The organism is Lujinxingia vulgaris (genome assembly GCF_007997005.1).
Lineage (GTDB): Bacteria > Myxococcota_A > Bradymonadia > Bradymonadales > Bradymonadaceae > Lujinxingia.
Genome location: NZ_VOSL01000044.1, coordinates 1 through 12,052, shown reverse-complemented (window position 1 = coordinate 12,052; position 12,052 = coordinate 1). Strand labels below are relative to the sequence as shown.

Annotated in this window: 9 protein-coding genes; 3 read left to right on the top strand and 6 right to left on the bottom strand. The window is 65.0% G+C overall.

The window, feature by feature from the left end; genetic code table 11:
• Positions 1–66: 66 nt before the first annotated feature.
• On the top strand, positions 67–1,617 hold the full coding sequence (locus tag FRC96_RS09370) for an acyl-CoA carboxylase subunit beta (RefSeq protein ID WP_146974233.1): 1,551 nt from the start codon (positions 67–69) through the stop codon (positions 1,615–1,617).
• Positions 1,618–1,829: 212 nt separating this feature from the next.
• Here the strand turns inward: FRC96_RS09370 and FRC96_RS09365 are convergent, their stop codons facing one another.
• Both FRC96_RS09365 and FRC96_RS09360 read right to left on the bottom strand, forming a co-directional pair.
• Positions 1,830–3,095, bottom strand: coding sequence for a citrate synthase (locus FRC96_RS09365; RefSeq protein WP_146974232.1), 1,266 nt, complete (start codon positions 3,093–3,095; stop codon positions 1,830–1,832).
• A gap of 204 nt (positions 3,096–3,299) precedes the next feature.
• Complete coding sequence (locus tag FRC96_RS09360; RefSeq protein WP_146974231.1) at positions 3,300–5,597, bottom strand: ArnT family glycosyltransferase; 2,298 nt, start codon at positions 5,595–5,597, stop codon at positions 3,300–3,302.
• A 275-nt stretch (positions 5,598–5,872) separates the two neighbouring features.
• On the opposite strand from FRC96_RS09360, the gene FRC96_RS09355 reads away from it, so the two are divergent.
• Positions 5,873–6,580 (top strand): lytic transglycosylase domain-containing protein, encoded by a 708-nt coding sequence (locus FRC96_RS09355; RefSeq protein ID WP_230470071.1) that lies wholly within the window; start codon positions 5,873–5,875, stop codon positions 6,578–6,580.
• Positions 6,577–7,212 (top strand): CDP-diacylglycerol--glycerol-3-phosphate 3-phosphatidyltransferase, encoded by a 636-nt coding sequence (gene pgsA / locus FRC96_RS09350; RefSeq protein ID WP_146974229.1) that lies wholly within the window; start codon positions 6,577–6,579, stop codon positions 7,210–7,212. The genes FRC96_RS09355 and pgsA overlap by 4 nt, the downstream gene beginning before the upstream one ends.
• 28 nt (positions 7,213–7,240) lie before the next feature.
• On the opposite strand, the gene FRC96_RS09345 is transcribed toward pgsA, so the two are convergent.
• The 4 genes from FRC96_RS09345 to FRC96_RS21995 form a co-directional block, all read right to left on the bottom strand.
• Positions 7,241–8,836 carry a DUF58 domain-containing protein gene (locus tag FRC96_RS09345; RefSeq protein ID WP_146974228.1) on the bottom strand — a complete coding sequence of 532 codons (1,596 nt, stop codon included), beginning with the start codon at positions 8,834–8,836 and terminating at the stop codon, positions 7,241–7,243.
• A 4-nt stretch (positions 8,837–8,840) separates the two neighbouring features.
• Positions 8,841–9,899 (bottom strand): AAA family ATPase, encoded by a 1,059-nt coding sequence (locus tag FRC96_RS09340; RefSeq protein WP_146974227.1) that lies wholly within the window; start codon positions 9,897–9,899, stop codon positions 8,841–8,843.
• Positions 9,832–11,244, bottom strand: coding sequence for a DUF4350 domain-containing protein (locus FRC96_RS09335; protein ID WP_146974226.1), 1,413 nt, complete (start codon positions 11,242–11,244; stop codon positions 9,832–9,834). Before FRC96_RS09335 ends, FRC96_RS09340 begins: the two co-directional genes overlap by 68 nt.
• A partial coding sequence (locus FRC96_RS21995) for a hypothetical protein (RefSeq protein ID WP_230470070.1) occupies positions 11,241–12,052 on the bottom strand: 812 nt, incomplete at its 5' end. The genes FRC96_RS21995 and FRC96_RS09335, both read right to left, overlap by 4 nt.

Genomic DNA, 12,052 nt, shown 5'->3' with positions numbered 1-12,052 from the left:
CTCCCCTCTCTCCATCGAATCAACTCACGGCATCTGTCCACGTCTCTCTGATCCGAGGTTGTGCCCATGACCACCAAGTCCAACGCCGAACGTCTCCAGGAGCTTAACGACGCCGCCGAGCTCGGTGGCGGCCAGGCCCGCATCGATCGCCAGCACGAAGCCGGCAAGCTCACCGCGCGCGAGCGCATCGACCTGCTGCTTGACGCGGGGACCTTCGTGGAGCTCGACAAGTTTGTGACCAACCGCTGCAACGACTTCGGCATGGCCGACCAGAAGATCCCCGGCGACGGTGTGGTCACCGGCTACGGCAAGGTCGACGGTCGCCTGGTCTACGTCTTCGCCCAGGACTTCACCGTCTTCGGCGGAAGTTTGAGCGGCGCCTACGCCGAGAAGATCTGCAAAGTGATGGACCTGGCCACCAAATGCGGCGCGCCGGTCATCGGGCTCAACGACTCCGGCGGGGCGCGCATCCAGGAGGGGGTTGCCAGCCTGGCGGGCTACGCCGACATTTTCTACCGCAATGTGCGCGCCAGCGGCGTCGTCCCGCAGATCTCGGCGATTATGGGACCCTGCGCCGGCGGCGCCGTCTACAGCCCGGCCATCACCGACTTCATCTTCATGGTGCAGGACACCTCCTACATGTTCATCACCGGTCCGGAGGTCGTTAAAACGGTGACCAGTCAGGAGGTCACCAAGCAGGAGCTGGGCGGCGCGCACGTGCACAGTGAGACCAGCGGCGTCTCCCACTTCGAGACGCAGACCGAGGAGGAGTGCATCGCCAAGATCCGCGAACTCCTCTCCTTTGTGCCCTCCAACAACGCCGAAGACGCCCCCTTCGTGCCCACCGACGACGCGTTTGACCGCCGCGACACCGCGCTCGACACCCTGGTGCCGGAGAACCCCTCAAAACCCTACGACATCAAAGAGCTCATCGGGCATGTGGTCGATGATGGCTACTTCTTCGAGGTTCAGGAGGCTTTTGCCCGCAACATGGTCGTGGGCTTTGCGCGCCTGGGCGGCCGCTCGGTGGGCATCGTGGCCAATCAGCCCGCCCACCTGGCCGGGTGCCTCGACATCAACGCCAGCCTCAAGGGCGCGCGCTTTGTGCGCTTCTGCGACGCCTTTAACATCCCGATCGTGACCCTTGTGGACGTGCCCGGCTTCTTGCCGGGCGTTGACCAGGAGTACGGCGGCATCATCAAACACGGCGCCAAGCTGCTCTTCGCCTACGCCGAAGCCACTGTGCCTAAAGTTACCCTGATCACCCGCAAAGCCTACGGCGGCGCCTACGACGTGATGAGCTCCAAGCACATCGGCGCCGACATCAACTTCGCCTACCCCACCGGCGAGATCGCGGTGATGGGACCGGACGGCGCGGTGAACATTATTTTCCGTAAGGAGTTGGCCGAGGCCGACGACCCCGTCGCCCGCAAAGACGAGCTCGTCGCCGAGTACCGCGAGACCTTCGCCAACCCCTTCAAGGCCGCCGAGCTCGGGTACATCGACGAGATCATCTTTCCGCGCGACACCCGCCCTCGCCTGATTCAGGCCCTGGAGATGCTCGAGAATAAGCGCGCGGAGAACCTGCCCCGCAAGCACGGCAACATCCCGCTCTAAGGTTTCAACTTCGCTAAAGCGAAAGCCGCGACCCTGCAAAGGTTCGCGGCTTTTTTGTTGCTCTGTGGCGCTATCAACATCGACCGTTACGTTACTTCCCCACCCTGGCAATGCTCCCAGGCGGCAGCGCAACACCCAACCCATGATCAAAAAAACGGGCCCCGATGGTTCGGGGCCCGTTCGTGTGTTTCTACACCTGAATCACCGGCGACTTAGCGCTCGGCGATCGGGGTGACGGCGCGCTCGGTGGCGCCGGTGTAGATCTGACGCGGGCGGTGGATGCGACCGGTCGGGTCGTTACGCATCTCGTGCCACTGCGCGATCCAGCCCGGCACGCGACCCAGCGCGAACATCACGGTGAACATCTCGGTGGGGATGTTCAGCGCGCGGTAGATGATGCCGCTGTAGAAGTCGACGTTGGGGTAGAGCTTACGCTTGACGAAGAACTCATCTTCGAGCGCGACCTTCTCGAGCTTCTTGGCGATGTCGAGGAGGGGATCGTCAACGCCCAGTGAGTCGAGCACGTCGTCACAGGCGGCCTTAAGGATCTTGGCGCGCGGATCGAAGTTCTTGTAGACGCGGTGACCAAAGCCCATCAGGCGGAAGCCCGACTCTTTGTCTTTGGCCAGACCGACGTACTTCTCAAAATCGCCACCGTCGTTCTGGATCTCTTCGAGCATCTCGAGCACAGCCTGGTTGGCGCCGCCGTGCAGCGGGCCGGAGAGCGCGCCGACGCCGGCCGAGATGGAGGCGTAGAGCGAGGCGTGGGCGCTACCCACCATGCGCACCGTCGAGGCGCTGCAGTTCTGCTCGTGGTCGGCGTGAAGGATCAAGAGCTTGTTGAGCGCCTGCTCGACCGCCGAGTTGATCTTCGGCTCACCGGTGGGCTCGCCCCACATCTGGTGAAGGAACTGGCCGGAGTAGCTCAGGCCCTTGGCCGGGTAGACGTAGGGAAGACCACGACGGTAGCGGTAGATGTAGGCCGCCAGCGAGTTCATCCCGGCGATGATGCGCAGGATGTCTTCCTCGGAGTCGCCGGTGGTCTCCACGAAGGAGCCAAAGGCGGCCATCACGGCACCGAGCATCGCCATCGGGTGCGCGGTGCGGGGGAAGCCCGAGAGGATGGTTTTGACGCCCTCATCGACGATGGCGTACTCCTCCAGACGCGCGGTGAAGCTCTTCAGCTCTTCGGCGTTGGGCAGTTCGCCCCAGATCACCAGATAGGCGACCTCTTCAAAGGAGACCTTCTCGGCCAGCTCCTCGATGGAGTAGCCGCGGTAGCGAAGGATGCCCTTCTCGCCATCGATGAACGTGATCTCGCTCTTGCAAGAACCCGTGTTGCCGTAGCCGCTGTCCAGGGTCACCGCCCCGGTGGTGCCCCGCAGCTTGGCGATCTCGATCGCGACCTCACCTTCACTGCCCACGAAGGTGGGAAGTTCGTACTCGTTGCCGTTCAGGGTCAACTTCGCTGTGCTCATTGACTATCTCCGTCGAAGACTTTGTCACTAAAACCAACAGTTATGCTTGCTTGCGCGGGCCCAAGGATAGGGACCAATTTTGGGTGCGCCAGGGCGCGCAGAGCGTAACAGCAATGCCCCCGATTGGGAAGGCGCCCTAAGCTGTTGAAACCATTGACATCGCCGCGTTGAACGCGGCGCGTCATTTTTGAAAACACGAGCGATTTAACGCTCCGCGTCACTCTCCTTCTCGGTGGCGTCCACGCGCGCCGGGTCGTCGGGCGCGCAGGGGATCTTGGCCAGCACAAACTTCAGGTTCTCGTTGTGCACCAGACAGGCCTTGCCCTTCCAGCGTTCGGGCAGCTTACGCTGAAACTCCCCGCGGTAGCGCACGTTCTGCATGATGGCGTAGATCGGCCCTTCGGTCTGCTCCTTCTTGTACTTCTCCCAGTCTTCATCGCTGCGGATAGGGATGACCAGGTTCTGGGTGTGGTAGACCTCGCCACGCCAGTTGAGGCGGTAGGCGATCACCGGCTCCTCACAGTAGGTCTTGCGGGTATCGGCCCCGGGCGGCGGCTCCACCTCGGTGCAGAGCTCGTAGTAGCGGTCCCAGAGCTGCTTCTGGCTCATCGTCGAGCTGATGGTCGGCATGTAGATGTTCAGGCAAAAGAACGCCATCGCCAGCGCGCCGACACCGGTTATGCCCAGCGCGACTTTGCGCACGCGTTCAGTTCGGGCAAGCCCCATCCCCAGCGCGCCCACCACGCAGAGGGTCACAATCGGCTTGAGCCAGGTCTGGAAGTAAGGGTCCCACTCCTCGTGGTTCCACTCACGCTCGTAGCGGTACGAGAAGAGGTTTTTGATCTGCTGGGGGTCGAGCACAAACTCCACCGCGATCACCGCCGCGATCACCGCGCCTACTCCGAAGAGCGCGCCGCCCAGGGGAAGGTCGCCGTCGAGAAGATCATCGATGGCCAGCGCCACGAGCATCGCCAGCGCCGGCACCACCGGGAAGATGTAGTGGTGGAACTTCGTGCTCGAGAGCGTAAAGAGCGTAAAGGCCACCAGCGCCCACATCAGCAGCATCAGGCTGGCGCGGCCCTCATCGCTGTTGAGTCGCACCTTATGGCCACCAAAAAAGCGGGCGATGGCCGCCGGCACAAAACCCACCCAGGGGAAGAGCCCGTAGCCCAGCCAGCGCAAAAAGTGCTCAAAAGATCCCGTGGTCAGCTGGTGCACGCCGCTTGTGAGACGCTTGAAGTGGTCGTGAACAAAGAAGCGGTTCCAGAAGCCCGGGTGGTGACGAATGAGCATCGCCGCGTACCAGGGGAAGGCCACCGCGATAAACACCAGCACGCCGCGCCAGAACTCCACCCGCTTCATCAGCGACCACTCCCGGGTGGTCAGAATGTAGAGGAAGAGCACCGCGCCCGGCAGCATGAAGCCCAGCAGGCCCTTGGCCAGAGTCGCAAGCCCGATGAAGGCATAAAAGGTGAGCATGTAGATGCGGCCGCGGCGCACCGTGGGACGCTCCAGCGTCAGGTAGAGCACGCCGAGCACACACGAGGCGTAGAGCGCAGCCTGAGTTGGCCCCCATACAAACCAGCCAAGAAGCGCGCGGGGGCGATCTTCGGAGGTGATCAGCACGCCGAGCAAGGTCGCAAAGAGCGGCGCCCAGGTCAGCAGCACCCCGACCAGCGCGATCTTCTTTCGGCGAGTGTGGTTCCAGACGAGCCCGGCGACGATGAGGAGGGCGCTGAGGATGAAGATCACGCCGAAGACGATCACCACCAGGTTGACCGAGTCGCCGAGCGCGTCCATCAACGCGTTCTGCGGGCCTCGCCAGCGCGAGAGGCCGATGAGCACGAGCGAGATCTGCGGGATGGTCAGCGCGCCGATCCAGCCCAGCCCCAGCGCATAGCTGAACTTGCTGGCCGGCAGGTCGCGATCTTTGCCAAAGGCCCCCATCATGAAGAAGCACATGCCCACGGTCATCATGCCCACAAAAGGCATATCGGTCTGGGCCTGCCGCCCGAGCATGAACCAGAAGGGGGAGCTCGCGAGCACCAGCGCCATCAACGCGCCGACACGGCGCTTAAAGACCGTGGCGCCAAACGCGTAGACCGAGATGATGCCCAGCGCGCCGATCAGCGCCACGCCCAGGCGCACGGCGAAGGCGTTTACGCCGAAAAGCTCCATGCCGATGGCCATCATCCACATCAGGAGGATGGGCTTGGAGTAGAAGTACGAGCCCTCGGTGCCGCCCTTGGAGTCGACCCAGTGGCTTCCCCACCAGGTGCTGATCCAGTCGTTTCGTTCGGTGATCTGGCGGCCCACCTCCCCGTAGTGGGTCTCCCAGGGGTCCCAGAGCCCGAAGCTGCCGACAAAGGGCAGCACCACGGCGATGGCCAGCAGAAAGACCCAGCCGTGGGTTTTGAGAAAGTCGGTCGGGCGTTGTACGAAGCCATCGAGCTCTCGCCACCAGGTTCGGGCGGGGGTGGCGTCGGGGGCGCTCTCACTCATCGGTGTGTCCGTCGCTGATATGCGTTGCAAGAAGCGCCCCAATTTTCGCCGGGCGCGAAGCCTGCGGAGTGTAGGGAAGCGGTCGAGGCGGTGTCAATCACGCCCGCCTGCCGGCCACGGGTCGTGAAGATTCGCCGATTCGCTTGCCATACCACCGCGCCGCTGCCTTTTCTTGCCCGGGAAGAGAAGCTGGCCTCTAATGCATTCTGCGTGGGCCGCCCGGATGCGGTGTCCCCGCAGGTTTACGCCAGATGTCTACGTCAGGGAGCAACACGATGGTCGGACGAATCTTCACAGCGATGAGCGCCATAGCGATGGTGGCGTTGAGTGCCTCGCCGGCCGCCGCGCAGCTCTACTCCTACGAGACGCCCAGCGGGGAGGTGCTCATCACCAGCGAGCGTCACCCGGAGTACAAACTTCTGGAGGTTCTCAGTGAGGGGCCCTCATCGCGTCGCCAGGCCCGCGCGTCATCGGGCACCAGCGCGTCGAGCAGCTCGACGCAGGCCAGCGAGGAGGATGCGCCGGAGGTCTCCCGCGCCCGGGAGCAGGCCCGACGCGGACTTCCCGGATCGTTCTCGGAACGCGAGGCCTATTTCGACGACCTCATCGAGGAGGCCGCGCTCGCCTATGACTTGCCTTTTGGATTTATCAAGGCTGTCATCCGGGTGGAGAGCGCGTTCCAGCCCCACGTGGTCAGCCACGCCGGGGCGATGGGCCTGATGCAGCTGATGCCGCGCACCGCCGAGTCGCTCGGTGTGACCAACGCCTTTGACGCTCGACAGAACGTCTTCGGGGGCGCAAAGTTCCTGCGCATCTTGATCGAGCGCTACGATGGGGATATCAACCTCATTCTCGCCGCCTATAACGCGGGCGATGTGGCCGTGCGTCGCTATGACGGCATCCCCTACCCGCAGACCCGCGAGTACGTCGCGTCGGTCTATTACTGGTATCAGATTTACTCAGCCCAAGCGGAGACGCCGTGAGCGCCTCAACCATTCGTCAAGACATCGTCAACATCCCCAACGTGTTGACGTTGATGCGCATCGCGCTGATTCCAATCGTGGCGATGTTCATCTATTACGGCGACCCGCTCAGCTGCGTGATCGCGGTGGTGCTCTTCGGGGTCGCCTCCTTTACCGACTGGGTGGATGGCTACCTGGCGCGCAAACTCAACCTGGTGAGCATGACCGGGAAGTTTCTCGACCCGCTCGCCGACAAGCTCCTGGTGATGACCGCGCTGGTGATGCTGATCCCGCTGGGGAGGCTCCCGGCCTGGATTGTGATCGTGATCGTGGCGCGCGAGATTTCCATCTCGTCTCTGCGTAGCCTGGCCGCCGGCGAGGGCTTGATTATTGCGGCGGGCGAAGGCGGAAAGTTCAAGACGGCGTTCCAGATGCTGGGGCTTGTGTTTTTGATCCTGCACTTCACCTACGAGGTGAACTACGGGATGGGCCCGGTGATGTTGAACTTCCACGCCATCGGCTTCTGGCTTCTGGCCATCTCGGTCTTCTTCAGCCTCTGGAGCGCCTGGGAGTACTTCTGGGGCTTTTTGAAGGCGATTGGCGCCCGCGCCGACGACGCCGCCCCGGCCGACTCCCGGGAACTCGCGCTTTAAGCGCACCGGACAGGCCCGGCGCCTCCACTCACAACACACCTTCTCCGCGCAGCGCGTCGGGCCCGACCAGGGCGACCGGCACGCCGAGCGCCTCGACCCTCGACGCGATGAGGGCGCGGTCGTCGGCCTCGGCGATCGAGAAGATCTCGCGGACACGCTCGTAATGCGCCTCAAAGGGGATGTCTTCGACGCCAAAGGCCGGTGTGAAGGGCGCGACCACGCGTGCGTCCACGCCTCGGCGCCGCGCCAGACGCACGTAGCGCTCCAGGGCGTCGACCTCATTGAGGCCGCACAGATCGCTGTAAATCACCAGCTGGAGCGGGCCGCGCCCCATCTTGAGCGCCTCTTCGAAGACGGCCTGAAGGCCGGAGACTTTGGTGCCGGCGCGCATCTCCGAGGGCGGTGGCAGCTCCAGGCCACGCAAGCGGGCGAAACGGCGCGCGTCACTGACCTGGGAGGCGATCACGCCGTGAGACTCCGCATCACTGGCCCAGCGGGCCAACTCCCAGGGCAGCTGGGCGCGGAGCCAGCGCCTTAGAAGGCGCGTATCGACCGCGGCCTCCAGCCCCTGCTGGCGCCGAAAATCCAGGCGCTCCTGAATCAGCAGATAGTCGGCGATGAAACGCTCCACGGCGGCCTCGTCCCAGGCGGTGCGCCCGGCATCAACGATGGAGCGCAGGCCCACGAGATGGCGCAGCATGCGCTGCAGGTGAGGCGCGCCCGAGCCGGCGTCAACGCGACCGAAGATGGCGTGATCGAAGGTCAACAGCGCCACCTCATCGCCGCGCTCAAGCGCATCGCGCGCCTGCTCGACCACGTGGTGAATCACCTCATCAAATTTGCGTCCCGGAGGCGTGCCCGAGCGCATCGACGTGGAGATGTCGAGGGCGAAGAGACGCCGGTGGGTGCGCTCGTCGTCGAACTCCCTGGAGATCAACCGTCGCTGGCGCACCGTCGCTTTCCAGGCGACGGTGCGCAGCGGGTCGCCCGGCTGGTAGTCGCGAAGCTCGCGCAGATCGGTGCCCGAGGCCGCCGATAAAGCCACCGCGCGCCGGGGCCGGGCCGCGCTGGCGAGGCGCGCCCGCGCGCGGCGCTGCGCGCCGCGCATCAACTTCGGAAAGACCTCCAAAACCTGAACACAGGGCAGATAGTCGCGCGTCTCCACAAGCCCCAGCCGCCCCCGGAGCACCACCTCAAAGCCCTGGAGGCTGGCGCGTCCGACATGTTGCGTGGTGAGCACCACCGGCACGCTGACCTTATGCCCGGGTGCCAGCCCACCGAGCGTCGGACCGCGCTGAACCAGGATGCCGCCGCTGGTGACCGGCTCCAGGGCCAACGCCCCCAGCCGATCGCCGGAGGCGTTGGAGACGCTGATAGGGAGCGTGTGCCGCTGACCGTAGCGGATGCGCAGCGGCCCCGGCGCCCCGTCGACGCCGAGCACCACCTGGCGGCGCTGCAGCGCTCTCGATTGTGTCAGGATCAGCATCATCGCCCCGAGCAACACCCACCAGGGCACCTGCCCCAGCAGCACGAGCACCGGCTCGCGCGCCAGCGCGCCGAAGATCGTAAAGAGCGCGCCGCTGGCAAAAAGCCACTTCCCCGAAGGTGTCAGATAGGGGCTCATCGGCTTATCCGTATCGCACGGCTTTCAGGGCGCTCTCCACCAGGTCCTGCCCGCGGGTTCCATCGAGCTCGGCGTCGGGATGAAGCACAATACGGTGAGCCAGCACGGCGACCGCCATGGCCTGGATGTCGTCCGGCAGCACGTAGCCTCGCCCCCGGATCAACGCGCGTGCCTGCGCGGCTTTGAGCAGCGCCAGGGAGGCGCGCGGTGAGGCCCCCAGGAGCGCGCGCGTGTCGGTGCGCGTCTGCCGCACGATGCCCAGAATGTAGCGCATCAGCTCATGGCTGATATGGACCTGCTCGACCAACCCGATGATCGCCTCGGCCTGCTCGGCGCTGATGACGGCTTCTACCGGCGCCCTGCTCTGCCGGTGCGTCTTGAGTACCTCAAGCTCCTGATCGGGTGTGGGGTAGCCAATGGTCAACTTCAGCAGAAAGCGGTCCAGCTGCGCCTCCGGCAACATGTAGACCCCCTCCTGCTCAATGGGGTTCTGGGTGGCCAGCACCACAAAGGGCGAGGGCAGCGTGTGGGTGACGCCCTCGATGGTAACCTGGCGCTCCTGCATCGCCTCAAGCATCGCTGACTGGGTCTTTGCAGGCGCGCGGTTGATCTCATCGCCCAGGAGCACGTTGGTAAAGACCGGCCCACGGCGCAGCTCAAAGGCGTTGGTGCTCAGGTTGGGCACGTAGGTGCCGGTGATGTCGGAGGGGAGCAGGTCCGGCGTAAACTGCACGCGCCGGAAGGTCGCGTCGATGGTGCGCGCGAAGGCCCGGCACAACGTCGTCTTGGCCACCCCGGGCACCCCTTCAAGCAGGATGTGGCCGCGGGCAAAGAGCGCCACGAGAAGCGCGTCGACCACCTCGGGCGGACCGATGAAGGTGGCGCTTACCTGCGCTCGCATCGCATCGCAGATCGCCCGAACCTCTTTGAGCCGCTCCTCCGCGATCGAGGCCGCGGCCCCATCCGGGGTCTGAACCTGCGGAAGGGTGGCCCCCTCAGCGGGAGACGTCGCCTGCGGGGCGCTCGAAGCGGGGGCGGCGGTGTTGGCGGGTGCGTCGCTCATAGTCGGCCTCTTTGCCCATCCAACCTAAGATCTCATGGGCATGTCGATGAAGTCGCGCCAGATCGCGGGCGCTGTAGTTGGCGTCATTCTCTAAAAAAACACGGTGGCGGGTCGGCGCGGTGGCCAGATGACTCAAGAGATCCTGAACAGCCTGCCGGCGCCGATCGCGTTCGGCCGGGGCCTGCCGCGCGCAGAATTGTTGCTCAAACCGTCGCGCCAGCTCGTCGATCGGCGGTCGGTGCTTGCTGGTCGAGGGCCACAGCCCCAGGGCATCCAGAAAGATCTCTTCAAAGACCTCTTTAAGGATCGCGACCGGCAGGGCGTAATTGACGCCGCGCGTGCCGCGGGAGAAACGCGCGAGGTTCCAGTCAAATTCAGTCTGCGGCGGCGCGAGCTCACTGCGCTCGCGCTGCACAAACTCACTGAGCCGGCGCGAGCGCTGCCAGGGAAGCACCGTCGCCAGGTAGGCCGCGCTCCCCAGAGCCAGCAAGAGCCCCAGAAAATAGAGAAGCTCCGTCTTCGCAAGCTCATCGAGGACCTCCCGCACCCGTTCGTTAAACGCATCGACCCGAGAGACCAGATCGTCGCCGGTGAGCCCCTGCGAAGACGGCGCGTCGTAGCGACCGATCTGGGTAAATGCGCCGTGAACCAGCCAGACCCGGCATCCATCGTCGGCGGGCTCGCACAGGTACTCGATGGTGTTGGCGAGCAGACGCTCGTTGTCGGCGATGGGCACCATGCCGTTGATCATCACGCTGGGGTCCGAGAGGACGATTGCCCTGCCCTCGCCAAGCGTCATATCGTAGACCAGCCCCCCGCCCTCATCAAAGCTCAGGACCGGGCCGCCCTCGTTGAGCAGGACCGCCGGTACGTTTGAGACCACCTCATTGACGCCTTCGAGCAGCGGATGTCGACCACGCGCGCTGTGGCGCGGCCAGTCGGCCTGACCATCCACGAAGCGTTGATGGGGAAGCGCCCCCACCCCTGGCGCGATGCGCCTCAACGAGAGCCGCTCCATCAGCGCGGCCCCCCCTCCAAAGTCGTCGGCGAGCAAGAGTCGCCCGCCATCGATGACAAAGGAGGCGAAAGACTCCGGGCTGAGCGTCTCCTCGGGGTAGACCACAACGATGACGTCGTCGGCCTCAACCTCGTCCCAGGCCAGCGTATCGGTGATGCGCAGGTCTGCCCCCTGCGCCTGGGTCAGCGCCACGAAACGCGAGAGGCCCTGCCAGTCGGTCGAGCCGGGTTCATAGTCCTGAGCCGCAGCGGTCGCGTCGAACGCGCACAGAGCCAGTAGCAGCACTGCGAGCCCTGCCGCGCGACGATGTCTCGTAGCGAGGCTCATGAGTCCCCCTGATGCAACGCGCCGCGCTCCGAGGCCACGAGCCGGTCGAGCTCCAGGACGATCTCGCGCACGCGATGCCAGATCGCCACATCGTAGTCATGCCCGCTGAAGTTGGTCTCCTCCACCGCGGCGGTAAGAAGCTTCAAAAGCTCCGCGGGGCGATCTTCGGCACGAAGCTGCGTCCACCGCTCCAGCGCATCGTGCCAGTCGAGGACGTGGTCGGCCGGCGATGCCTCGTGGCGGGAGAGCGCGTTGGCGATCTGCGCCGGTGTGAGGCTTCCCCAGAGGTCTTCGCCATGCGCGCGCTGAACAAGCCAGCGGTAGAGCTCGCGGATCTTCAGCGGGACGGGGCTCATCTTCAGGCGCAGGCGCCCTGCCCGACCGCGCTCCAGAGTGGCGCGTGCCTCGACAAAGCCTGCAGCGGTGGCGCTCAGCGTGGCGGGCGTGTTGCGAGTCAGGGCGAGCGCGTAGGCGCCGCCTCCCAACTCACGGGCGGGCGTGGTGGTCCCGTCGGTGTCCGTCAGGATGAGCGTCGCCCCTTCGATGCCGCGGTCGCGCCAGCGATCCCAGACCTCGACCACCAGGGTGGACGAGCCCGCTTCGCCCTCGCCGTTGTCCTCGCTGCGAACCTCGAGCTCGATCTCCTCGAGTCCGCGCGCCACATCTCGGGCCATCTCGTCGTCTACAGCGCGCGCCCGGGCGCGCCTGGCGCGCACACGCTCCCACCACGCCCGCACCACCACGCCAGCCCGCCGCGCCACGCCACGCCCGACCCACAACAGCGCAAGACACACCGCGACCATCGCCG

Excerpts from the sequence above, each read along its gene's own strand:
- FRC96_RS09370 (WP_146974233.1), top strand. The coding sequence starts at position 67 with ATGACCACCAAGTCCAACGCCGAACGTCTCCAGGAGCTTAACGACGCC.
- FRC96_RS09365 (WP_146974232.1), bottom strand. The coding sequence starts at position 3,095 with ATGAGCACAGCGAAGTTGACCCTGAACGGCAACGAGTACGAACTTCCC.
- FRC96_RS09360 (WP_146974231.1), bottom strand. The coding sequence starts at position 5,597 with ATGAGTGAGAGCGCCCCCGACGCCACCCCCGCCCGAACCTGGTGGCGA.
- FRC96_RS09355 (WP_230470071.1), top strand. The coding sequence starts at position 5,873 with ATGGTCGGACGAATCTTCACAGCGATGAGCGCCATAGCGATGGTGGCG.
- FRC96_RS09345 (WP_146974228.1), bottom strand. The coding sequence starts at position 8,836 with ATGAGCCCCTATCTGACACCTTCGGGGAAGTGGCTTTTTGCCAGCGGC.
- FRC96_RS09340 (WP_146974227.1), bottom strand. The coding sequence starts at position 9,899 with ATGAGCGACGCACCCGCCAACACCGCCGCCCCCGCTTCGAGCGCCCCG.
- FRC96_RS09335 (WP_146974226.1), bottom strand. The coding sequence starts at position 11,244 with ATGAGCCTCGCTACGAGACATCGTCGCGCGGCAGGGCTCGCAGTGCTG.